This is a genomic window from Arthrobacter sp. TWP1-1 (assembly GCF_049897845.1).
Taxonomy (GTDB): Bacteria; Actinomycetota; Actinomycetes; order Actinomycetales; family Micrococcaceae; genus Specibacter.
Genome location: NZ_JAFCXC010000004.1, coordinates 362530 through 385243, shown reverse-complemented (window position 1 = coordinate 385243; position 22714 = coordinate 362530). Strand labels below are relative to the sequence as shown.

Below are 22714 nucleotides of genomic sequence, written 5' to 3'. Positions count from 1 at the left end.
TGAGAACTTCCTGATTCGCCCGATGTTCACCGGGTGCAGGACAATAGAGAAGTGCCACCCGTAGACTCTTCCCCCGCCACCACAGTCCGTGCTGCACCCAACTCTGATGGGGGCACGTTCGCCGACGGCATTCGAAGCCGCTGGTGGTGGGTGGGGCTGGCAGCCGCAGTGGCCGCCGTCGTCCTTGCCTTGCTGTGGACAGGCGCCACTGCAGTAGCTCAGCTGGCCGATCCCGGATCGTTTACGCGCTGGGGCCTGCCCGTGGCCACCACAATCCACAATCTGGCTCTTTCCGCCGTTATCGGCGCTCTGGTGTTTGCCGTCGTGATCCTGCCCAAGGACCGCAAGACCCACCGGCCACACTCGGGCCAAGCGAAATCCGAAAAGCTTGCCAACGCCCCGGAACACCCAGCCTTTGCGCGGGCCATGACCCTGGCCATGGTTGCCGGTGGGGTTTGGACCATGTCAGCAATCGCCGTCCTGGTTCTGACGTACTCCAGCATTTCCGGGTTGCCCTTGGCCGGCACCGCCGAATACTCCAACATGTTGGTGTTCTTCATGACGGATCTGGCGGTGGGCCAGGCCTGGTTGATGATCACCATCCTCGCCGCCGTCGTCACCACCTTGGTGATCGGCCTGCGCAACATCAGCGCACTGGCCGTGCCCCTTGTCCTTGCCCTGCTGGCCTTCGTGCCGCAGTCCTTGATCGGTCACTCGGCGTCGAGCGCCGATCACAAGGGTGCCGTGAACTCGCTGTTCCTGCACGTCACAGGCGCCTCACTGTGGGTTGGTGGCATCATCGCCCTGGTAGTGGTTTCCGGTGTGCTCGGCAAGATCACGGCGCAAACACTCAAGCGATTCTCCGCACTGGCGATCTTTGCCTTTGCTGCCGTGACCGGATCGGGCGTTGTCAACGCCGCCATTCGCATCACCAATTGGCACGATCTTTTCTACTCTTCCTACGGGCAGCTGATCCTGGCCAAGTTCGCGGCCACCGTTGCGCTCGGCGTGATCGGCTATATGCACCGCGCGTGGATCATTCCACGGCTTGAGGGCGGCAAGGGTGCAAAGACCGGCGGCACCAGCAATACCCGCCGCTTGCTATGGCAGCTGATCTTCGTTGAGCTGTTGATCATGGGCGTTGTCAGCGGCCTTGCTGTGGCCCTGGGTCGTTCCGCCCCGCCGCAGTCGCGCGAGTTGGTGCAGGAGTCACTGAGCCCGGCCGAGATCTTGACGGGATATCCGCTGCCACCGGAGCTGGTGTCTTCTCGCTGGATCACTGAATGGCGCATGGACTGGCTCTGGGTTGCCTTCGCACTCTTGGCCGGGGCTGCCTATATTGCGGGCATGGTGAAACTGCGCAAGCGTGGCGACAAGTGGTCGGTGCTGCGGAGTATTTCCTGGTTCACGGGACTTCTGGCCCTTGTCTACATCACCTCCGGTGGGACGGCCGTCTATGGGGCGGTGCTGTTTAGCGCCCACATGGTTGAACATATGGCCCTGATGGTCATCGCCCCGCTGTTCCTGGCACTGGGATCGCCCGTCTCGCTGGCCCTGCAGGCGTTGACGCCACGCGGGGACGGTTCACGCGGTATTCGCGAATGGATTCTGGTGCTGGTGCACTCGAGGTACTCCCAGCTCATTACGCACCCACTGTTTGCCGCGGCCAATTTCTCCGGCAGCCTGATCCTGTTCTACTACACGCCGGCGTTCAAACTGGCCATGACGTATCACGTCGGCCATGAGCTCATGATCGTGCACTTCAGCCTCACCGGGTACATTTTTGTGCAGAGCATGATTGGCGCGGATCCGCTCCCCAGACGCGCGCCCTACCCCCTGCGGCTGCTGCTCCTACTGGCCACCATGGCCTTCCACGCATTCTTTGGCGTCTCGCTCATGATGGCCACCTCCCTCCTCTCCGGCGAGTACTTTGGCAGCATGGGCCGCCCATGGGGCGACGGCGCATTGGTTGACCAGCAAACGGCCGGTGGCATCGCGTGGGGTGTCGGCGAAGTGCCCACCCTGGCTATTGCCATGGGGGTGGCCTACATGTGGTCCAAATCCGATGCCAGGGAGACCAAGCGCAAGGACAGGGCGGCGGACAGGAATAAGGAAGCCGAGTTGGGCGCTTACAATGACATGTTTGCCCAACTGGCCCAGCGCGACGCCACCACACCTAACCGTGGCCCGGCCCTGCCGCACCGCCCCAAGACCAAACAAGATTCACAGGACAAGCACGACGCCGGGCTGCCCACCTCGGGTGCCCCCGGCGCCGAGGGCAACACAGCCGTGACCAGTACCAAGACCAGCACCGAGATCGGCGGGCCGGATACTCCGGACGCTACGCAAGGAGAAGCGAACTAGTGGATTCCTCTACGAAAACAAGCCCCGTCCGCATCAGGGCATCCGAACTCGAGGGCCGCGGTTGGCTGAATACCGGCGGTGCCGAGCTGAACTTGGAAAAGCTGCGCGGCAAGATCGTCATCCTAGATTTCTGGACGTTCTGCTGCATCAACTGCCTCCATGTTCTGGACGAGCTGCGCCCCTTGGAAGAGGAATACCGTGATGTGCTTGTCACGGTTGGCGTGCACTCGCCCAAGTTTGAGCACGAGGCCGATCCCGTTGCCTTGGCCGCCGCCGTTGAGCGTTACGACATTCACCACCCCGTTTTGGATGACCCTGAACTGATCACCTGGCAGGCTTACTCGGCCCGCGCCTGGCCCACCCTGGTGGTCATTGACCCCGAGGGCTACATCGTCTCCCACCTGTCAGGTGAGGGGCATGCGGCCGGTCTGGCTTCCTTCATTCCCGAACTCATCGCCGAGCACGAGGCCAAGGGCACGCTGCACCGCGGCGATGGCCCTTACGTCGCGCCCGAAGCGGTCTCCCGCGATCTCCGATTCCCCGGCAAGGTCCTGCCGCTGGCCGGTGGCAACTTCCTCGTCTCGGACACGGGCCACCACCGCCTAGTAGAGATGGGCCCGGATCTGACAACTGTCATCCGCACTATCGGTTCCGGCACCAAGGGCTTCCTTGACGGCACCGCCGAAGACGCGCAGTTCAACGAGCCCCAGGGCCTGGCACTGCTCCCGGCAGAGTTGGCAGCGGCGGCCGGGTACGACGTCGTCGTGGCTGACTCGGTCAACCACCGTCTGCGCGGCATCACGCTGGCAACGGGCGAGGTGCGCACCTTGGCCGGCAACGGGGTCCAGCGTCTGCTGGATGCGGGCCCGGCCCGCGTAACGGACGACGGCGAAGCCGCCTCCGAGAGCGACCTTGGCTCTTCTCCGCTCGAGGTTGCGCTGTCTTCGCCGTGGGATGTTGCCTATTCCTCGAAGCTCAACTCGGTCTTAATCGCCATGGCCGGCACCCACCAGATCTTCAGCTTTGAGCCGGCCAGCGGTGCCATGACAGTCGTCGCAGGCAATGGCTTGGAAGGCCTATTGGATGGCCCGGCCGGGCAGGCGTGGTTTGCCCAGCCCTCCGGCCTGACCGAAGACGCCAAGGGCAACATCTGGGTTGCCGATTCGGAAACCTCTGCCCTGCGCGTGCTCAAGTTCGCAGACGACGGCGCGGTTAGTGTTGAGACGGCCATCGGCGAAGGCCTCTTTGACTTCGGCTTCCGCGACGGCGAGGCCGGCCAGGCACGCTTGCAGCACCCGCTCGGCGTTGCCGTCCTGCCCGATGGCTCGGTTGCCGTTGCTGACACCTACAACGGTGCTGTTCGCCGCTATGACCCCGCGACCAAAACGGTCAGCACACTGGCCCGTGGGCTGGCGGAGCCCAGTGATGTCTTGCTAGATGAGTCCGGCGAGGTGCCGCTGCTGATTGTGGTTGAGGCCAACAAGCACCAGCTGGTCCGGCTGCCCTTGCCCAAGAACGCACTTCAGGTGGATGAAGGCGCCGTCCAGACGCAGCGCCCCAAGACACCCGTTGCGCCGGGCGAGCTGGCCGTTACCATCAACTTCTCGGCGCCCACAGGTCAGAAGCTCGATGACCGGTGGGGAGATCCCACTCAGTTGAAGGTCTCCTCGACCCCGCCGGAGTTGCTGATTAGCGGCGGGGGAACCTCCATTGGTCTCTCGCGGACCCTTGTGTTGAACGCTGATGTGCCCGAGGGTGTCCTGCACCTGACGGCCCGTGCGGCGGCCTGTGACGGCCCGGAGGACGCCAATGGCGAGATCCCGGACCATGCCGCGTGCCACCTGTACCAGCAGGACTGGGGCATCCCGGTGACAGTTACCGCCGACGGCGCATCCGAGCTCGCGCTGGATCTGCGCGGAGTCTAGATAGCTACAATAATGGCCCCGCCGGAAGGCGGGGCCATTATTGTGTCTGCGAGTTGAAGCTGCTTGGTGTACCTGCGGCTAGTAGCTGACCACGGGAGTCACCGAAACGGTGGTTCCCGAGATGGCCAGCTTGGCCGTAAAGCCAAAGTCCTCAGCGTCCTTCACCTCGGCGACGAGTCCGCTGAAGAGATCCTGCTCCTGGTAGCTCACCTGGGCCTTCACATTCAGCGGCGCCAGAATCCATTGACCACCGTAGGGTGAAATGGTGATGGCTGGGTACTCCACCACAGACCATTTCACGTCGGTGGTCACACGGTTGTTGGTGGCCGCGCTCATGGGGCAACCCGTGGGCATCAGCACAGCCTGCTTGGCGCACGTGTCCAGGTATTTCCGAATGGTTCCATCCACCTGGGTCAGCAGATTGCTGGTAGGCCCGGTGGCAAGTCCGACGGCGGGAACCGGCTGGGCAGGTCCGCTCACGTTACGTGTCACGGGCGGTGCAGCGAAGAGCTCGGAGCGGTACTCCAGCTCGTAGCTGCCCGGGTAGAACACGGCAAAGGAGTTTTTGCCGTCAGGCATATTGGCCGTGGCGCCGTTGATGGTGGCCTGATTGGCGTTGACCACAGACGCTGTGATGGTGGGCAATTTGGAGGGGACCATGTCCCAGCTGTCAAAGAACAACCACCGCTTGGGGCCTGGGGTCAGGCGGAAATCGGTGCTCATGGCCGTTCCGTCAATCAGGTACTTGACCGTGACGAGTTTGTGGCCATCCGGAGTATCGGTGGGGTCGGCAATGCTGACGTCACTGAGCTTCTCCTGGGACGACGCCAGCGCGGCCCCGTCCAAGGCCGCGGCGTTGGCCCCCGGCACCTCGGCGCGCAAAAGTCCCATGGCTTTGGCGCCGTCGCCGTCCTTGAGCGCGTCCAAATAGTTCGATACGGTACTCTCCGGACCGAACTCCTCGGTGTTCACAACCGTGACGGTCACAATGGCAGCGGCGATGCCCAGCATGAAGATCATGAGCCATGCCGCGGCGATCTTGATGAGTTGGGTCCCGTTGTTCACGCCGTCCACTGTACCGGCTTCGGCCTCAACGGCCTGAATCGGGGGTGCCAGGTCATTTCTCATTGCATCATCGCCTTGGCCGGGATCAGCGTCGGCGTTTCCGTGACGCCGTGCCGAACAGGTCGCGCATCAGGCTCCGGCCCAAGGAGGTGCCCATGGAGCGGACCATGCTCTTCAGTCCGCCGCCCAAAGCACCGCCCAAGGCGCCGATGACCTCCGAGGCAACGCCGCCGCCGTCGTTCGCGGGAGCCGGAAGATCAACGGGAGGCGGTGGCGGAAGCGGGCTGCCCACGGCCGGACCGGTGCTGGCGGCAGGAGCGGGAGTCTGGAGTTTTTCGTACGCCGAGACCGGATCAACGGCTGTGCCATATGTGGGCAGCAGGGCTGACGCGGAGATGACGGCCTTAACGGCGTCAGGGGAGCTGGGGCCCATGACCGAACCTGGGGCGCGAAGCCGGGTCAGCGCCACCGGGGTGGGGGAACCGTTCTCATTCATGACCGTCACCACGGCCTCGCCAATCCCGGCGCTCGTGAGCACTTCCTCGAGATCGTAGCCGCTCGTGGGGAAGGTGGAGACGGTGGCCTTGAGTGCCTTGGCATCATCGGGGGTGAACGCACGCAGGGCATGCTGAACACGATTGGCGAGCTGGGCCAGCACCTCGGCCGGCACGTCCTTGGGGGTCTGGGTGACAAAGAAGATGCCAACGCCCTTGGAGCGGATGAGGCGGACGGTCTGCGTGATGGCCGTCAGGAATGCCTTGCTGGCACCGTTGAAGAGCAGGTGGGCCTCGTCAAAGAAGAACACCAGCTTGGGCTTATCAACGTCGCCAACCTCGGGAAGGTCGCGGAACAAGTCCGCCAACAGCCACATGAGGAAGGTCGAGAACAACAGCGGCTTGTCCTGGATGCTGGGCAGTTCCAGGCAGGTGATGACGCCGCGGCCGTCGGGAGCCGTGCGGAGCAGCTCGGCGGTGTCGAACTCCGGCATGCCAAAGAATTCCCCCATTCCTTGGGCATCCAGGGTGATCAGGTTACGCAGAATGACACCAGCCGTGGCCTTGGATAGCCCGCCGAGCTCCTCCAGATCGGCCTTACCCTCATCGGAGGAGAGGAACTGGATAACGGCGCGCAGATCCTTCAGATCGTAGAGGTCCAGGTCCTTGGTGTCCGCGTAGTGGAACACCAGCTGCAGGCTGGATTCCTGTGTTTCATTCAGGTCAAGCACGCGGGCCAGCAGGATGGGCCCAAAGGAGGTGATGGTGGCCCTGACGGGGACGCCATTGCCGTTGCCGCCCAGGGCGAGGAACTCCACGGGGAAGGCCTTGGATTCCCACTGCTGGCCGAGTGCCTGCGTCCGGGCGGTGAGCTTCTCGCTGCCCGTGGCCGCGGTGGCCAAACCCGTGAGGTCGCCCTTGATATCGGCCATGAAGACCGGAACTCCGGCGGTGGAAAGCTGCTCGGCGATCATGTGTAGGGTGACGGTTTTACCGGTTCCCGTTGCCCCAGCAACCAGACCATGGCGGTTCATCATGGCCAACGGCAGGGACACCTGCGCCTCCGGATGGACGGCGCCGTCCACCATAGCTGCGCCAAGCGCAATGGAGGAACCGCTAAATGTGTAGCCTGCCGAAATGGCGGCGATCAACTCTGCTGGGGTATTGGTAGCCATGACGAAAGCGTACCGCGAGCCACAATCCCAGCGCGGTATTACGCCACTTGAATGCTTCGTGTACGGGGTCAGCCCAGCAGGAACGCCACGGCGAACATAGCCGGGATGGCCAGGATGGTTGTCAGGAGCACGGTGTCCTTGGCTACGGCCACACCCACCTGGTAGCGCTGGCTCGTGACGTACACGTTCTGTGCCGTGGGCAGCGCTGCGGCAACCACGACGGCGAACAGGGCAGCCCCGCTCATCCCGAGCGCAAAGTGCCCCAACAGGAAAGCGACGAACGGATGCAGGACCAGCTTGAATCCGGTGCTGAGCAGGATGTCCGGGCGCCTGCCATCCGCTGCCGAGAGTGGCTTGGTGGTGCCTAGCGACATGCCGAAAGCGATCAGGATGGCTGGAATAGCGGCGCCAGCGACGAGATGAAGTGGTTCGGCCACGAGGTTGGGGAGCTGCCATCCGGTGGCGGCCAAAACGAGGCCAACCGCCGTTCCGACGATCATCGGATTACGTACGATCTGCACCAGAACGCGTCCCGGTGTGGCCCGGTGGCCGCTGGTGATGCTGTCCAGCAGCATTAAGTAGCAGGGGGTGTAGAAGGCCAGCTGGAAAACCAGGACCGGGGCAATCAAGGCCGCATCGCCCAGAACGTAGGCGGCGATGGGAATACCGAGGTTGGCCGCGTTGGCGGTTGAGGACGACATGGCGGCGACCAGCGATTCGCCGAGTTGGCGCTTCAGCCAGAACCTGACGATCACCAAGTAGATGCCGCCGGTAATCAATGCACCGGCCGCGGCCACGAGCAGCGGGCCGGCGAAGACGGTTTTCAGTTCTGCCCGGGACAAGGTTTCCACGAGCAAAGCCGGGCTGGCCACAAAGAAGGACAGCCGGCTTAGTACCAGTTGTGCGTTCTCGCCAAGGACTTTTTGTCGGCCGACAAACCAGCCCACAAGGATCACGAGCCAAACCACCGAGAACCCCTCGATGACGGCTAGCACGGGGGAGTCGCTGCGGAGGTTTTTGGTGTTGGCACATCACCAGCCTAAGCAGGAAATGCCCATGCCAAGAAAACGGCGTTATATGTGACTGGGAATCAGGGAGTTTGCGCCAGTGCGGGACGCAGCAGGCCCTCGGTGACGGCTTCGGCCGGATCGGTGCCTAGGTGCACGATCTTATTTCCCGCATCGACGTGGACAACCGTGGGAACAAAGTCCAGGGCCTCGGCCGTGGTCATTTGGGCGTAGGTCATCAAGATGACGAGGTCACCAACATTTACCAAGTGGGCGGCTGCGCCGTTGATGCCGATGACGCCGGAGCCGCGCTCGCCGGGAATGGTGTAGGTCTCCAGGCGGGCACCGTTGGTGATGTCCACAATGGAAACCAGCTCCCCGGGGAGAATGTCGGCAGCGTCCAGCAGATCGGCGTCCACTGTCACGGAGCCAACGTAATTCAGATCGGCGTGGGTGACAGTTGCGCGGTGAATCTTGGATTTGAATATTGTTCGGATCATAACGGGACAAGTCTACCGCTGCCGGGTCAAGGGCAAGCTGTGAACCGCATCTCCGCGGTGGTTAGCGCCTACTTACCGGCGTCAATTTCCGGCCCATGATGGCCCGGGTCAGCGCGTCCACCACCTCGGTATTCGCTAGTGGATTGCGGATGAGGGTGAAGTCCACATCACCCACGGGCGGCAGGTCAAAACGCCTAGTGATGACCTTCAAGTCCTCCGGAACCAACGACGTCGGCATGACAGCGATCCCGATGCCCGCCCGAAGTGCCGCGAGAACTCCGCTGATCTGTTTGGTTGTACAGGTGACGCGCCACGTTCGGCCGGCGTTCTCTAGGGCGTCGAGGGCGAGCTTGCGGCTCAGGCTCGGTGCGGGATAGGCGATGACAGGAACGGGAGCTCCCGGCTCCAGAACGGTTTGATCCAAGCCCACCCAGGCGAAGGTGTCTGTTTTGACTACCTCACCCTCCTGCGTGCCGGACATCCATTTCACGAACACCAGATCCAGTGCGCCGGCCTTGAGGCGGCGATGCAGGTGATCGCTCTGGCTGACGGTGAGCTCCAGGTTGATCTGAGGGTAGAGCTGGCGGAACTCGCGCAGGATCCGGGGCAGGCCCGTAATTGCCAGATCATCCGCCGTGCCAAAACGAAGGCGCCCGCGCATTGCCGCACCAGAGAAGTAGCGAGTCGCAACATCGTTGGCAGCGAGAATGGTGCGGGCAAATCCGGCCATGGCATCGCCATTGTCCGTCAGTTGCACCTCACGCGTGTCCCGGGTGACCAAGATGCGCCCGGCCGATTGCTCCAACTTGCGAATATGCTGGCTGACGGTCGGCTGGCTAATGCCCAAGCGCTCGGCCGCCCGGGTGAAATTGCGAGTTTCGGCCACGGCCAGGAAACTCTTGAGCTGGATGGGATCAAAAATCGGGGCATCTGACATGGCTGACTCCCTGGAAGTATTACGAATCTCAATAGTACTTATAAGCACCATACTATTTCCGCATAGGCCGGCTCAGCCTAGGGTTGAAAAGGTAACCCCATCCGCCCCGCCAAGCCCAGGACGACCGCGTTGACGCCCCCATCAGCACCTGTGAATGCTGCCCTGACCGCACCCATCAACCTAGTGACAACACGCCCACCGTGGAGTCAGACCTTTTCATCGCTCAAGATCCGCAACTACCGCATTTTCGCTTCGGCAAACATCGTGGCCGTTATCGCCGTGTGGATGCAGCGAGTGGCGCAGGACTGGATGGTGTTGGAACTTTCCGGCTCCGTCACGGCCGTCGGCATTACCGTTTTCATGCAATTCGTCCCCTCCCTCGTCTTGATGCCGCTGGGCGGAATCCTTGCAGACAGGTACTCCAAGCGGCTCATCCTCATGATCAGCCAGGGTTCGGCGGCGGTACTGGCGACCCTTATGGCCGTGCTGGCGCTGACTGGACACCTCGAGGTGTGGCACATCTACGTCATTGCCTTCATTCTCGGGCTCGTTGTGGTGGCAGATCAGCCAGCCCGGCAGGTGTTCGTCAACGAATTGGTGGGGCCGAGTCAACTTCGCAACGCGATCAGCCTAAACTCCTCCATTTTCCAACTGGGTGGCATGATCGGCCCCGCTATCAGTGGCGTCCTGATCATGGCCGTAGGTGGAGGTTGGGCATTCGCGGCCAACGCACTCGCCTGCACCATCACCGTGCTTTCACTGGCGATGATCCGCTCCTCGGAGCTGGTGACAATGCCGCCGGTGAAGCGCGCCAAGGGCCAGCTCATGGAAGGGGTTCGGTATGCGTTAGGCAAGCCGACCATCTTCTGGCCGGCCGTCATGGCTGCTGTCTTTGCCGTGTTCGGTCTCAGCCTGGCCGTGCTGATGGCCGCCTACGCCAATAACGTGTTCGACGTCGGTGCCGGAGGCTACGGCCTGCTGAATACTCTCGTTGCGCTCGGCGCCCTGTGTGGCGCGCTGGCCTCGACCAGGGTTGCGACCTTGCGGTTGCGGGGAGTTATGACGGCAGCTGGCGCGTACGGCGTGCTGCTGATCATTGCCTCCGCAGCGCCCAATATGGTCACGTTCGGCGTGGTCATGGTCGTGGCGGGATTCGCCTCGCTACTCTTCCTCACCAGCGCCAATCAGCTCGTGCAGATGTCAACCAACGTTTCCATCCGGGGGCGCGTCATGAGCCTCTACGTCATGGTGCTGCTGGGTGGCCAGGCCGTGGGCGGACCGCTGATGGGTTGGCTGGCCGAGACGTGGGGTGTTCAGTGGGCCATGGTGGTTGCCGGCGGCATGCCGTTGCTCGCCGCCGTCGTTATTGGCCTGGTGCTGGCAAAGCGCGGGCAGCTGACGCTGCAAATGAATCTTCGCAGCGCCCGCCGCCCGGTGTTCATTGTGTCGAGGTAGCTAGCCGTCGGTCAGCGGAAGGTGCGGGTAGCTTTCCTTGCGCCCCTGGAACTCAAGGATGGCCGGGTTGACGATCACGCCGTCGGAAATTTCAATGGCGCGCGTGATGGTGTCCGACTCGGTCCAAGCCAGCCGGCCAGCCAAGACCGTCTCTACGAACGGCAACAAGGCTTCGCTGATTTCCCATGTGGCCGAGTTCCACAAGTAACTCGGACTGTGATCAACCGCGTAGTAGTTGATGTGGTCCCCAACCGTAAACATGGGATCTGCGAAGGTGGTGCTGCGGGCCCAACTGAAGCCCATTCCTTCGTCGCAGGAAACGTCCACGATCAGACTGCCGGGCCGGAACGCGTCAAGGTCCGCTTCCGTCAGATACGTCATGGGATCGTTGGGATCCTGCAACGTGCAATTGACCACGATGTCAGCCTCGGCGAGGAACTCACTCAACGGTGCGTCGCCCTCTTCAAGCATGACAAACCCCTTGTGAGGGGCCTCGGGTGCAAAATCAAACTGCACCATCTCGGCCGAATGGATCGGGGCAGCCACGGCTGCCACGCTGCGACTTGTGAGGACCTGCACTTCGTTGATACCAAGGGCTTTCAGCGCCGTCACGGCACCACGTGCTGTGGCACCAAAGCCGATCACGACTGCCTTGAGCCGGCGTCCGTAATCGCCCGTTGAACCCGTCAGGGCCAGCGAATGCATCACGGAGGAGTAGCCGGCAATCTCGTTGTTCTTGTGGAATACGTGAAGCCCAAAGCCACCGTCGGGAGCCCAATGGTTCATGACTTCAAAGGCAATGAGCGTCAGCTTCTTATCGATGGCCAGTTGGGTAATGGCCCGGTCCTGCACACAGTGGGGCCAACCCCAGAGGATCTGCCCGTCCTTAAGATCTGCCAGATCAGACGCCTGTGGTTTGGGTAGCAGGACAACGTCGGCCTCGGCAATGAGCTCCTCGCGGGTGGCAACCTTGCCTACCAAGGTGGCCAGGACGTCGTCGGACATGCCAAAACGGGCGCCGTAGCCCGCTTCGACAATGAGCCGGGAGCGGACTTCCTCTTCCATGCGGGAGAAATGTTCCGGGTGGATGGGGGCGCGGCGTTCATCAGGCTTGCGCGATTTCCCTAAGACACCCAGGCGCAACCCGGTAGTTTCGGGGCTCATTTCTTCTTTGCTGGCGTGGGTTTGTCAGCGATCGATGCCGTGGTTTCGCCGGAGCGCTTATCAGCGCGCTTTTCCTTGATGGATTTGCTGGATTTCTTCGACGCGGTTTGCCGTGGTGATTTGTCGCCCATGTCAGCTCCCTAAAGGTGGGGCCAAAATGACCCCATGGCCTGACCATACACGCACCGGGAGTTAAAGAACTGTTGCCCCTGAGTTAATACGCAGGGGCAACAGTTCACACAGAGCGGGCGACGGGAATCGAACCCGCGTATCGAGCTTGGGAAGCTAGCGCTCTACCATTGAGCTACGCCCGCATTGGAAAATCCGCGGTTTCCACCGCGTTTGTTCCGGTATTGATTCTAGCCCTTGACCGAGGGTGCTTAAGACCAGTGACACGCACAAGTTAGCGGTGCTGGCGCAACGGCGGGGCATGCGAATGCTCGACGGCGGTGAGGCTCAGGCACATTTTCTAGCCAATGATGGAGGACTTCACGGCCGTGAACTCGGCATCGGTCAGTGCACCTGAGGCATGTAGGGCAGCCAAGCGCTCGAGCTTGCTGAGCAAATCCTGGCCAGATACCTCAGGTACCGCAGGTGCGGCAGATGCCTGGACGAGCGCCGCTGCGGCCGGCTCTTGAGTCGCGGCCCTTGCATTGACGGCGTTGCTGGCTGCCGTTGCGGTTCCTGCAATCACAGCGGTACGGGCGGCGGTCCCTAGAAGTGAGGTGCGTCGATTGCGTCGGCCAAAAGCCATCGTGAACTCCAATATGGTTGGGTTCCGCACCTGAGCAGAGGCATGCGGCTGCTCCCATCGTAGGACGCCAACGCTTCCTTGGGTAGGCCGACGGCAGGCGCTGCGCCCGCGCAACCGGGCGTCCCGCCGTCGTACGTCCGGTGCAGCCGAAGCTAAATGGCCGGCTCAGCCTTTTTGCCCTGAAGCAGGCGCATCAGCGGCTCCACGTAGCGCGCGGCGATGGGGCCACTGACGGCCATGATGAGCACATAGGTGGTGGCCAGCGCGGCCAGTTCCGCCGGGACCGCGCCAGAGGCAACGGCCAGGCCGGCGATGACAATCGAGAACTCACCCCGGGCAATCAAAGCTGCACCGGCTCGGGCGCGGCCGGGTATGCCAATGCCTTGCCGTCGCGCCGCCCACCAACCTGTCGCGACCTTCGTGAGGGAGGTGACCAAAGCCAAAAGGAGCGCAACTCCCAAAACGGGAGGAATGGAGCCCGGATCGGTATTGAGGCCGAACACAACGAAGAACATGGCGGCGAAGAGATCACGCAGGGGTTCAAGAACTCGCGTGGCGTTCTCGGCCGTGCCGCCTGAAATTGCGATGCCAAGCAGGAAGGCGCCCACGGCGGCCGATACCTGCATGGCCGATGCCACACCGGCCACCAGAAGTGCGGCGCCGAGGAGTTTCAGGAGGAACGATTCCCTATCCGGGCTGTCCAGCACGTTGGACACCACGTGCCCAAAGCGCAGGGCACCGATCAGCACCAGCGTGATGACAAGTAGGGAGACTCCGACGGCGGTCAGGCCGCCGAGGAAGGAAACCCCCGCCAGCACGGCCGTCAGGATTGGCAGATACGCCGCCATGGCCAAGTCTTCAAAGACGAGAATGGACAGGACTACGGGTGTCTCACGGTTTCCGAGGCGTCCCAAATCACCGAGTACCTTGGCGATAATGCCTGATGAGGAGCTGTAGGTAATGCCGGCCATGACCAATGCGCCAACAGGGCCCCAGCCAAGAATCAAGGCAACAGCAACACCGGGCAGCATATTCAGCACGATGTCCACCACCCCGGCCATCCATGACTGCTTTAGGCCCGTGACGAGTTCCTTGGCTGTATATTCCAAACCAAGCATAAGTAGCAGGAGGATGACGCCAATCTCGCTGGCTATGTGAGCGAAGCCGTCGATGCCCCCGAGGTGGACAAAGCCACCCTGACCAAAGGCCAGTCCTCCCAAGAGGTACAGCGGGACGGGAGACATGCCAATCCGCCCGGCCAACCGACCCAAGAATCCGAGCCCAAAAAAGACTATGCCGAGCTGAATGAGGGAGAGGGTGGTTGGGTCCATGGAGTGCTTACGCCTTGGACTGCAAAATTAGGGCGGCTTCGGCCAGCCCGTCGTCCGTGCCAACGATGACCACCAAATCGCCAACATGCAGCACTTCGTCGGGGCGGGGTGAGCCGATGACGTCGCCGTCACGCAGCAGTGCCACGATCGAGGCTCCGGTGCGGCTGCGCATCTGGGTATCTCCCATGGTGCGTCCGGCAAAAGCGGATCCCTTGCGAATCAAGATCTGGTGCGTGCTGATGCCCGAAACGTTTTCCTGCTCGGCGGTGAGCTGAGCAACGAGTTGAGCGGATCCCAACAACTGGCCGAGGCCGGCAGCTTCCTCGGCGGTCAGGGGAATGGAGGCCGCGCAGGCATCGGGATCGTCCGCGCGGGAGAGGATCAGCTCGGTGCGGCCGTCACGGTGCGTCACAACGCCTACGCGCCGTCCGATGCCTAGCTGCAGCTCTCTGCGTACGCCAATTCCGGGAAGAGGCGTCTCTTCAATATTCATGGTTCTTACCTTAGCTGTGTGATTCTCTGAATACCCCTATTTACAACGCATAGGAAGGCAAAAATAGTCCCAAGCTGGCGTCGATACGCTAGTTTTAGAAGGTGCTGATCTCTGACCGCGACATACGTGCCGAAATTGACGCCAAGCGCATTGTCTTGGACCCCTATGACCCCTCCATGGTGCAACCATCGAGCGTTGATGTGCGCATCGACAGGTACTTCCGCCTGTTCGACAACCATCGCTACGCCCACATTGACCCGTCGGAGGAGCAGCCCGATCTGACCCGCATGGTTGAAGTTGACCCCAATGAGGCCTTCATTCTGCACCCGGGCGAGTTCGCACTCGCCTCCACCTACGAAACCGTCACGCTGCCGAACGACGTAGCTGCACGTCTGGAAGGCAAGTCCTCCCTTGGTCGCCTTGGCCTGCTGACACACTCAACGGCCGGCTTCATCGATCCGGGATTCTCCGGTCACATCACGCTGGAACTTTCCAATGTTGCTACCTTGCCGATCAAGCTGTGGCCCGGTATGAAGATTGGCCAGTTGTGCTTCTTCCAGCTGACCTCCCCGGCCGAGAACCCTTACGGCACCGGACCGCACCAGAACCGCTACCAGGGCCAGCGCGGCCCCACGGCGTCCCGCTCCTACAAGAATTTTCACCAGACAAAGATCTGATTTCCAGAACGACGGCCCGCCGTCGTTCCTCACGACTCCCTGCTAAGCGTTCGCGCCGTGCGGCGGGGCCTTGACCGGCAGGAGGAGCAGCAGGCCCAGCAGGAGTACTGCAAGGATGCCGATGATTCCCCAGCGCTGAGCGCCGAAGATGACGATGCACAGGCCGAAGAGCTGCGGTGCAAGGAACGAAACGGCGCGCCCCGTCGTGGCGTAGAGGCCGAACAGTTCCCCTTCCTGGCCCTCGGGTGCCAGACGCCCCATGAACGTGCGGGCGGAGGATTGTGCCGGTCCAACAAAGAGGCACAGGGTCAAGCCGAATACCCAGAACGCGTTCTTGCCGTCGAGGAACAGCAGCGCGCCACCGGAAATCAGCAGCCCAACGAGGGACGTGACAATGACGGCCTTCGGGCCAAACTTGTCGTCGAAGAAACCGGCAGAGAGCGCACCAATGGCGGCCACAACGTTGCCGGCGATGGCGAAAATCAAGACGTCGCCCGTCTTGAAGCCAAAGGATCCAACGGCCAACACGGCACCAAACGTGAAGATGGCGGCGAGTCCATCGCGGAAGACGGCGCTGGAAATCAGGAAGTACACCGTGTGCCGATCTGACTTCCACATCAGCCTGATGGTCCAGTACAACTGCTTGTACGACTGGAAGAAGCCCACTTTGGGCATATCCGGATCGGGCTTGGATTCGGGGATGGCAAACAGAACTGGAATGGAGAACACCAGGATCCACAGTGCGGAGAAAAGTGCCACGACGCGGTAGGTCATGCCGTCCGCACTAGTGATGCCAAAGATGCCGACGTCGGGCTTGATCAACGCAAAATACACCATGAGCAGGGCCACGATGCCGCCCAGATATCCTGCAGCCCAGCCGAAACCGCTGATCTTGCCAATCGTCTTTTTGGTTGAAATCTGCAAGAGCATGGCGTTGTAATTCACGCCTGCGATCTCAAAGAAGACGTGGCCAGCGGCGATCAGCATGCAGCCGAACAGAAGGTATGACTCGTGCGGTTGGACGAAGAAGCAGGCCGCGGTCAGCACCACCACAATGAGTGTGTTGATGCCCAACCACAACCTGCGGCGCCCGCTGTGGTCAGTGCGCTGCCCTGCCACCGGAGCCAGCAGTGCAATAGCAAATCCGGAAATGGACATGGCAAACGCCAGGGTGGCCGTTGCCTTGTCTGCACCGCCAAATGCGTCACCTGTTAGATATAGCGCCGTAAAAATGAAGGTGGTCATGACGGAGTTAAACGCAGCACCACCCCAATCCCACAACGACCAGGCGACGATCTGCCCAGTTGTCCCCGGCGTCTTGGTGGGCGCGGCTGGCAAGGAGGCAGCGGCGGGCGGGTAGTCAGTCATAGGGCACATGCTATCTGTCGCAATGGGCCCGCAGGCTCAAGGCGGGTGAACATTAAGTAGCCGCGGCGTGGCGAGGAAACTTACGCGTTCTTCGAGGGTGTCATCGGGAGTCGCTTGGCGGCGTCTGTTGTGACCGTCACTTGATAGGCTGGTGGGGTCGGGAACCGACGTTAAACCCCGTGATTCGCTCATTTCCAGCCCGAAACATGTGGAGCCCCAGTGTTGTTTGTCCTTTGCGCGCACTTCATCGTTGCCATTTTCGCGCCTATTTTGTTCTCACGGTGGGGCCGATCGGCGTTTTATGTTCTCGCTGCCGTTCCAGGAATCAGCTTCATTTGGCTTGTTGCGCAATACAAAAACGTGTTCTCCGACACACTCCCGAGCCCGTCGCTGGATATTAACTGGATTCCGGTTCTTGACCTCAACCTTTCCTTCCGCATGGACCAGCTCTCATGGATGATGTCGCTGCTGGTGCTCGGCGTTGGCGCCCTGGTCCTGGCCTATTGCGCTAGATACTTCAAGACGAACGACGCCGGACTGGGCGGCTTTGGTGCCCAACTGCTGGCCTTCGCTGGGGTCATGTTTGGTCTCGTGACCGCAGATAACCTCATACTTTTGTTTGTTTTCTGGGAACTGACCACTGTCCTTTCCTACCTGCTGATCGGCTACGCGCGAACCCGTATTGCGGCTAGGCGCGCAGCGTTGCAGGCACTCATCGTGACAACCTTTGGCGGCCTTGCCATGCTGGTGGGGCTGATCATGGTGGGCGAGAGCGCCGGAACTTACAGTATTTCTTCGGTGCTGGCGAAGGCGCCGGAGCTCATGGCTGCTGCCGGAAGTCCTCGGATGGTGCTCGATATTGGCATAGCCCTGCTGCTGGTCGGCGCGGTAACTAAATCGGCGCTGCTGCCCTTCCACTTCTGGTTGCCCGGTGCCATGGCGGCGCCAACCCCCGTCAGTGCCTACCTGCATGCCGCGGCGATGGTGAAGGCTGGAATCTATCTCATCGCACGATTGGCACCGGGCTTCGCGCAGACTGAATTCTGGCAACCCATGATCGTGGTGCTGGGGCTGAGCACCATGCTGCTGGGCGGCTGGCGTGCGCTGCGTCAATACGATCTCAAGCTCATCTTGGCCTACGGCACCGTCAGTCAGCTTGGTTTTATTACCCTCGTGGTTGGCTTGGGTGGCCAAGAGGCTGCCATGGCCGGCATGGCCATGGTGCTGGCCCACGGTTTGTTCAAGGCCTCCCTGTTTCTGGTGGTGGGCATTATTGACCACCAGAGTGGCACGCGAGATATCCGTGAGTTGTCCGGTGTCTTCAAGTCCGCACCGAAATTGGGTGTTGTGGCCCTTATCGGCGCGGCCTCCATGGCAGGGTTGCCGCCCATGGCCGGGTTTGTTGCCAAGGAGGGCATCTTCCAGGCCTTCATTGCCTCGGCCGTCCATGGCCCCGCCGGTCCTGTGGTGGGCTGGAGTGTGCTTGCGGGCATTGTTCTTGGCTCGGTGTTGACGTTTGCCTACAGCGCTCGGTTCATTTGGGGCGGCTTCTCCACGAAGACTAAGGGTATGGCCACTGTTTTCAAGCCTGCTGGCTGGCTGTTCCTGGCGGCACCGGCGCTGCTGAGTGCACTGACGCTTGGCTACGGATTCTTCCCGCACATTGTTGAAGGCTGGGTCAAGCCGTACAGTGACCAGTTCCCGGCATATGACCCCCACGGCATGCACCTCTTGCTGTGGCACGGATTGACGCCAGCGCTGGGGCTTAGCGCCATCGTGGTCGCCGGCGGAATTGGGCTGTTCCTCATGCGCAACAAGGTGGAGGCGCTGCAAAGTAAGATTCCTGCTCCCGTTGACTTTGAGCGGGCATACCGGCAATCGATCGTTGTCCTGGACATGGTCGCGATTTGGGTTACGGGCCGTACGCAGCGAGGTTCGCTGTTCTTCTACCTGGCCGTGATCCTATCGACGGCCATTGCGTCGGTGCTGGCGGTGTTGTTCTTGACAGAACAAAAGTGGACCGACGCCCTCTACTTCATCGACGCCGGATCGCCCTTCCAAATTATTGCCGGCGTTGCCATCGTGGTTGGTGCGGTTGCTGCAGCTAGGGCTAGCAAGCGCTTCATGGCGGTCCTCATGGTCTCCGTTACCGGTTACGGCATCGCGTTGATCTTTGCGTTGCAGGGCGCACCGGACCTTGCATTGACGCAGATGTTGGTTGAAACCATTATTCTGGTGGCCTTTGTGCTGGCGATGCGCCAACTGCCGCCGAGCCTGCTGGAACGCAAATCAACAGGCAGCCATCGCGGGATCAGATTGATTCTTGGCATAGTCTTTGGCGCCACCATGATCATCGTGGCCATTGTCGCCATGGGATCGCGAATTCATGAACCTGTCAGCCTGCAGATGCCTGAACTGGCATATGTTGGCGGAGGTGGACTCAACGTTGTCAACGTGACGCTCGTGGATATCAGGGCCTGGGATACCTTCGGTGAAATATCCGTGTTGGCCATAGCTGCCACCGGTGTAGCCAGCCTGATCTTTGTCCGCGGCCGCGGGAACCGACTGCCACGGGCCGAAACGGTTGCGTCCGGTAGCGTTGGAAAGCTCCGTATGGATTCTTCCCACGCCACCGTCAAGATCGCCGAACGGTTCACCCAATCATCAGGTAACCCGTGGCTGGTGGCTGGGCGCACGCTGGCTCCAGAGCGCCGCTCCATCATCATTGAGGTTGTCACGCGGCTGGTCTTCCATAGCATCATTGTTATTTCCATCTACCTCCTGTTGGCAGGTCACAATGCCACCGGCGGAGGCTTTGCCGGGGGGCTTGTGGCCGGGCTGGCGCTGACTATTCGCTACCTGGCGGGTGGGCGTTTTGAGTTGGCCGAGGCAACCCGGATCTCAGCGGGAACGTTGCTGGGTGTCGGTTTGGCGCTTGCAGCCCTGACGGGCGTGGGCCCGCTGTTTCTCGGCGGGGACGTCTTCCAAAGCGCCATTATCGCCTTTGATCTGCACATCTTTGGGCACGTGAAATTTGTGACCTCCACGCTCTTTGATATTGGCGTTTATCTAGTGGTGGTCGGCCTGGTGGTTGATGTCCTGCGCAGCCTGGGTTCTGAGATTGACCAACACGAAGAAGACGGGACCGGCGGCACCGAGCTGATCGAGGACGACGAGCCACTGGAGGTGGGACGATGAGCGTGAATCTCACCTTATTGCTGGTCATGGGAGTGCTCTACGCGGTGGGTATTTATCTCCTGCTCGAGCGAAGCCTGACCCGCGTCTTGCTGGGCCTGATGCTACTGGCCAACGCAACGAATCTGCTGCTGTTAACAACTGGCGGCTACGCCGGACTGGCGCCGATCTTCAACAAAGATATTCCGCCCACGGAATTTAACGACCCCCTTCCGCAGGCCTTCATTCTGACCTCCATTGTGATCTCCTTTGCTGTCACGGCCTTCATGCTGAGTTTGATTTACCGCTCCTGGCTGCTGAGTAATGCCGACCACATCCAAGTGGATATGGAAGATATTCGCGTTGCCAAGCAGGAAATCTACGACGACGAGGAAGACTCGGAAATTGCCGTGGAAATCTCCGACTTCCACGAAAACGATCAACCGCTCGCGAAGCGGGAAACCGTTCCTGGCATTGGCCCCAAAAGAATAGTGGCTGCGCATGGATCAACAATCAGTGAAAACGGTGTCCACCCAGTGACGCCCGAGGAGAACAAGGAATGAACGTCGCCAGTATGGCCCCGCTTGCCGTAGTCCTGCCTTTTTTCGGGGCGGCTCTTGCGTTCGTCCTGATCAAACACCCACGCGCCCAGCGCCGGGTGAGCCTCGGCACCCTGACCATCACCTTGCTCCTGGAGGTCTGGGTCCTCGCCAGCGTTTGGCAGTCCGGACCCATCGCGGTCCAGTTGGGCGGTTGGGCGCCTCCCTTCGGCATCGTCATGGTGGCCGACCAGTTCTCGTCCCTGCTGCTGGTCGTCTCATCGGCCGTCAGCTTGGCCGTCCTTGCCTACGCCACGGGGCAGGGTGCGGCCGACGGCGAAGAAGGCGGGCCGGTCTCGGTATTCCACCCCACCTACCTGATCCTCGTAGCCGGTGTCTCCAACGCCTTCCTTGCTGGTGACCTGTTCAATCTTTATGTTGGCTTTGAGATCCTACTGACAGCCAGTTATGTGCTCATGACGCTCGGTGGCACCGGATCACGCATCCGGGCCGGCATTACCTATGTGGTTGTCAGCGTGGTTTCTTCGCTACTGTTCCTGATCGCCATCGCCATGGTTTACGGAGCCACAGGCACGGTGACCCTTGCCGACTTGGCCGTGAAACTTGGCGAGCTCGATCCAGGGACGCAGAACCTGCTGCATGTGTTGTTGCTCGTGGCGTTTGGCATCAAAGCGGCCGTCTTCCCTCTTTCCTTCTGGCTCCCTGACTCTTACCCCACGGCGCCAGCGCCGGTCACGGCCGTGTTTGCCGGGTTGCTAACCAAGGTCGGCGTCTATGCCATTGTCCGAACGGAAACCCTGCTCTTTCCCACAGATGACTTCAACTCGGCGCTGCTAATAGTTGCTTTGCTGACAATGATCGTGGGAATTCTCGGCGCCCTGGCTCAGACAGACATCAAGCGAATGCTTTCCTTCACCTTGGTGAGCCACATCGGGTACATGATCTTCGGCGTCGCTCTTTCATCGGTGTTGGGGCTTGCCGCAACCATCTTTTACGTCATCCACCACATCACCATCCAAACCAGCTTGTTCATGGTGACGGGTCTGATTGAACGCCGGGGTGGTAATTCTTCCATCACGCGATTGGGTGGGCTGGCGAAGTTGTCGCCCGTTCTGGGGGTCCTGTACTTCATCCCGGCCATGAACCTTGCCGGCATTCCGCCGTTCTCGGGTTTCATTGGCAAACTGGGGTTGCTGCAGGCTGGGGTGGCCGATGGTTCACCACTGGCCTACGCCGTTGTGGTGGGTGGCGTGGTGGCCAGCCTGCTCACGCTGTTGGCCATGGCCCGCGTGTGGAACCGCGTGTTCTGGCGTAGTACGGTCGACGCCGAGGATCCAGATCCCGTGCTGCTGGCCACCGCGCCGGATTCATCGGGTGCACCGAGCATGCGTGCGCTGCGTACCAGCAAGTATGTAGATGCCACCGAGGGACGTTTTTCTGGAGAAAACGAGGTTCCGATCCTGCCAAAGATGATGGTGTACTCCACCATGGGGCTGGTGGTTCTGGGACTTGCCTTGACCTTCTTCGCCGGGCCGCTTCTTGACCTCAGTCAGGAAGCCGCCACCGACATGCTTGCGCGCACACCGTACATCGAGGCCGTTATGGGCAGTGGGGTGGGCACGCCATGAGCCAATCAACACATGAAACGAAGGACAGGCGCAAGCCTAAGTTCCTGCAGAAACTACCACTGCTGGTGTGGCTGGTGGTGGTGTGGGGTGCCCTGTGGCAGGACTTTAGTGCCGGGAATCTGCTCTTCGGGGCATTGATCGCCCTTGCCGTCTCCCAGATTTTCTACCTGCCGCCCATTGAATTGAGTGGCCGTTTCAACGTGCTGCGCGCAGTGACACTCGCGCTGTGGTTCGTCAAGGAAGTCACGGTTGCCAGCTTCCAGGTGCTGTTCTGGGCGCTGATCAAGGGGCCACGAATTCGCAATGCCGTGATTGCGGTTCCATTGCGCAGCCCCTCGGATCTGCTCATGACAGCCGTTGGACACGTGCTTTCACTCATTCCGGGGTCGCTGGTGGTGGAGGTCGACAGGGGATGCGCCACCCTTTATATCCACGCCATGAACACCCCCACGCCCGAGTCCGTGGACAAGGTTCGTAGCGGCATTCAAAACATCGAAGCCAGGCTGATCCAGGTCATGGGGACAAAAGAAGAGCTGGCCATGGTTAAAGCCGAGAAAACAGGAGCATCCATGGTCACCTATGCGGACCAGATGCGGTCCGGAAGCACTGCGGCCGGTACGTCCAAGGGGGTGCACTAACAGCC

Annotated in this window: 19 protein-coding genes and 1 tRNA gene; 8 read left to right on the top strand and 12 right to left on the bottom strand. The window is 61.1% G+C overall.

Features of this window, described 5'->3' with window-relative positions; genetic code table 11:
* Window positions 1-51 precede the first annotated feature (51 nt).
* Window positions 52-2364: a cytochrome c oxidase assembly protein gene (locus ACP7B9_RS10490; RefSeq protein WP_425863114.1), complete on the top strand. Its 2313-nt coding sequence runs from the start codon at window positions 52-54 to the stop codon at window positions 2362-2364.
* A complete protein-coding gene (locus ACP7B9_RS10485) occupies window positions 2364-4289 on the top strand; it encodes an NHL domain-containing thioredoxin family protein (protein ID WP_425863112.1) in 1926 nt (641 codons plus the stop codon). Before ACP7B9_RS10490 ends, ACP7B9_RS10485 begins: the two co-directional genes overlap by 1 nt.
* 78 nt (window positions 4290-4367) lie before the next feature.
* On the opposite strand, the gene ACP7B9_RS10480 is transcribed toward ACP7B9_RS10485, so the two are convergent.
* From ACP7B9_RS10480 to ACP7B9_RS10460, 5 genes are all read right to left on the bottom strand, one after another.
* Complete coding sequence (locus tag ACP7B9_RS10480; protein ID WP_425863111.1) at window positions 4368-5417, bottom strand: hypothetical protein; 1050 nt, start codon at window positions 5415-5417, stop codon at window positions 4368-4370.
* Between the two features lie 22 nt (window positions 5418-5439).
* On the bottom strand, window positions 5440-7023 hold the full coding sequence (locus tag ACP7B9_RS10475; protein WP_425863109.1) for a helicase HerA-like domain-containing protein: 1584 nt from the start codon (window positions 7021-7023) through the stop codon (window positions 5440-5442).
* Between the two features lie 68 nt (window positions 7024-7091).
* Window positions 7092-8018, bottom strand: a complete 927-nt coding sequence (locus tag ACP7B9_RS10470) for an AEC family transporter (protein ID WP_425863108.1) — start codon at window positions 8016-8018, stop codon at window positions 7092-7094.
* Between the two features lie 95 nt (window positions 8019-8113).
* On the bottom strand, window positions 8114-8530 hold the full coding sequence (panD, locus tag ACP7B9_RS10465) for an aspartate 1-decarboxylase (protein ID WP_425863107.1): 417 nt from the start codon (window positions 8528-8530) through the stop codon (window positions 8114-8116).
* Window positions 8531-8591: 61 nt separating this feature from the next.
* The gene (locus tag ACP7B9_RS10460) at window positions 8592-9452 is read right to left on the bottom strand and encodes a LysR family transcriptional regulator (RefSeq protein ID WP_425863152.1); all 861 of its coding nucleotides are present in this window, start codon (window positions 9450-9452) and stop codon (window positions 8592-8594) included.
* Window positions 9453-9596: 144 nt separating this feature from the next.
* Here ACP7B9_RS10460 and ACP7B9_RS10455 point away from each other — a divergent pair, with 144 nt between their 5' ends.
* Entirely contained in the window at window positions 9597-10922 is a 1326-nt protein-coding gene (locus ACP7B9_RS10455; protein ID WP_425863105.1) for an MFS transporter, read from the top strand.
* On the opposite strand, the gene ACP7B9_RS10450 is transcribed toward ACP7B9_RS10455, so the two are convergent.
* The 6 genes from ACP7B9_RS10450 to ACP7B9_RS10425 all read right to left on the bottom strand — a co-directional run bounded on the left by ACP7B9_RS10450 (window position 10923) and on the right by ACP7B9_RS10425 (window position 14664).
* Window positions 10923-12086, bottom strand: a complete 1164-nt coding sequence (locus ACP7B9_RS10450; protein WP_425863103.1) for a N(5)-(carboxyethyl)ornithine synthase — start codon at window positions 12084-12086, stop codon at window positions 10923-10925. It abuts the gene before it with no gap.
* Window positions 12083-12217, bottom strand: coding sequence for a hypothetical protein (locus tag ACP7B9_RS10445; protein WP_425863102.1), 135 nt, complete (start codon window positions 12215-12217; stop codon window positions 12083-12085). The genes ACP7B9_RS10450 and ACP7B9_RS10445 overlap by 4 nt, the downstream gene beginning before the upstream one ends.
* 112 nt (window positions 12218-12329) lie before the next feature.
* Window positions 12330-12400, bottom strand: a tRNA-Gly gene (locus ACP7B9_RS10440).
* A 155-nt stretch (window positions 12401-12555) separates the two neighbouring features.
* Window positions 12556-12840 carry an SHOCT domain-containing protein gene (locus ACP7B9_RS10435; protein ID WP_425863100.1) on the bottom strand — a complete coding sequence of 95 codons (285 nt, stop codon included), beginning with the start codon at window positions 12838-12840 and terminating at the stop codon, window positions 12556-12558.
* A gap of 152 nt (window positions 12841-12992) precedes the next feature.
* Window positions 12993-14171: a cation:proton antiporter gene (locus ACP7B9_RS10430; protein WP_425863098.1), complete on the bottom strand. Its 1179-nt coding sequence runs from the start codon at window positions 14169-14171 to the stop codon at window positions 12993-12995.
* A gap of 7 nt (window positions 14172-14178) precedes the next feature.
* Window positions 14179-14664: a cation:proton antiporter regulatory subunit gene (locus ACP7B9_RS10425; RefSeq protein ID WP_425863097.1), complete on the bottom strand. Its 486-nt coding sequence runs from the start codon at window positions 14662-14664 to the stop codon at window positions 14179-14181.
* 101 nt (window positions 14665-14765) lie between these two features.
* On the opposite strand from ACP7B9_RS10425, the gene dcd reads away from it, so the two are divergent.
* Complete coding sequence (gene dcd, locus ACP7B9_RS10420; RefSeq protein ID WP_425863095.1) at window positions 14766-15341, top strand: dCTP deaminase; 576 nt, start codon at window positions 14766-14768, stop codon at window positions 15339-15341.
* 42 nt (window positions 15342-15383) lie between these two features.
* Here dcd and ACP7B9_RS10415 read toward each other — a convergent pair whose 3' ends face one another.
* Window positions 15384-16709: an MFS transporter gene (locus tag ACP7B9_RS10415; RefSeq protein ID WP_425863094.1), complete on the bottom strand. Its 1326-nt coding sequence runs from the start codon at window positions 16707-16709 to the stop codon at window positions 15384-15386.
* A gap of 219 nt (window positions 16710-16928) precedes the next feature.
* Between ACP7B9_RS10415 and ACP7B9_RS10410 the strand changes: the two genes are divergently transcribed.
* Genes ACP7B9_RS10410 through ACP7B9_RS10395 form a run of 4 tightly spaced genes read left to right on the top strand, consistent with a single transcriptional unit; the run spans window position 16929 to window position 22709 of the window.
* Window positions 16929-19907, top strand: a complete 2979-nt coding sequence (locus ACP7B9_RS10410; protein WP_425863092.1) for a Na+/H+ antiporter subunit A — start codon at window positions 16929-16931, stop codon at window positions 19905-19907.
* Window positions 19904-20446, top strand: a complete 543-nt coding sequence (locus ACP7B9_RS10405) for a Na(+)/H(+) antiporter subunit C (RefSeq protein WP_425863090.1) — start codon at window positions 19904-19906, stop codon at window positions 20444-20446. The genes ACP7B9_RS10410 and ACP7B9_RS10405 overlap by 4 nt, the downstream gene beginning before the upstream one ends.
* Window positions 20443-22071 carry a Na+/H+ antiporter subunit D gene (locus ACP7B9_RS10400; RefSeq protein ID WP_425863089.1) on the top strand — a complete coding sequence of 543 codons (1629 nt, stop codon included), beginning with the start codon at window positions 20443-20445 and terminating at the stop codon, window positions 22069-22071. Before ACP7B9_RS10405 ends, ACP7B9_RS10400 begins: the two co-directional genes overlap by 4 nt.
* A complete protein-coding gene (locus ACP7B9_RS10395) occupies window positions 22068-22709 on the top strand; it encodes a Na+/H+ antiporter subunit E (protein ID WP_425863087.1) in 642 nt (213 codons plus the stop codon). The genes ACP7B9_RS10400 and ACP7B9_RS10395 overlap by 4 nt, the downstream gene beginning before the upstream one ends.
* Window positions 22710-22714 lie beyond the last annotated feature (5 nt).

Bases quoted from the DNA above. Each gene is read 5' to 3' on its own strand.
- ACP7B9_RS10480 (WP_425863111.1), bottom strand. From the start codon at position 5,417: ATGAGAAATGACCTGGCACCCCCGATTCAGGCCGTTGAGGCCGAAGCC.
- ACP7B9_RS10475 (WP_425863109.1), bottom strand. From the start codon at position 7,023: ATGGCTACCAATACCCCAGCAGAGTTGATCGCCGCCATTTCGGCAGGC.
- panD (WP_425863107.1), bottom strand. From the start codon at position 8,530: ATGATCCGAACAATATTCAAATCCAAGATTCACCGCGCAACTGTCACC.
- ACP7B9_RS10450 (WP_425863103.1), bottom strand. From the start codon at position 12,086: ATGAGCCCCGAAACTACCGGGTTGCGCCTGGGTGTCTTAGGGAAATCG.
- ACP7B9_RS10445 (WP_425863102.1), bottom strand. From the start codon at position 12,217: ATGGGCGACAAATCACCACGGCAAACCGCGTCGAAGAAATCCAGCAAA.
- ACP7B9_RS10435 (WP_425863100.1), bottom strand. From the start codon at position 12,840: ATGGCTTTTGGCCGACGCAATCGACGCACCTCACTTCTAGGGACCGCC.
- ACP7B9_RS10430 (WP_425863098.1), bottom strand. From the start codon at position 14,171: ATGGACCCAACCACCCTCTCCCTCATTCAGCTCGGCATAGTCTTTTTT.
- ACP7B9_RS10425 (WP_425863097.1), bottom strand. From the start codon at position 14,664: ATGAATATTGAAGAGACGCCTCTTCCCGGAATTGGCGTACGCAGAGAG.
- ACP7B9_RS10415 (WP_425863094.1), bottom strand. From the start codon at position 16,709: ATGACTGACTACCCGCCCGCCGCTGCCTCCTTGCCAGCCGCGCCCACC.
- ACP7B9_RS10405 (WP_425863090.1), top strand. From the start codon at position 19,904: ATGAGCGTGAATCTCACCTTATTGCTGGTCATGGGAGTGCTCTACGCG.
- ACP7B9_RS10400 (WP_425863089.1), top strand. From the start codon at position 20,443: ATGAACGTCGCCAGTATGGCCCCGCTTGCCGTAGTCCTGCCTTTTTTC.
- ACP7B9_RS10395 (WP_425863087.1), top strand. From the start codon at position 22,068: ATGAGCCAATCAACACATGAAACGAAGGACAGGCGCAAGCCTAAGTTC.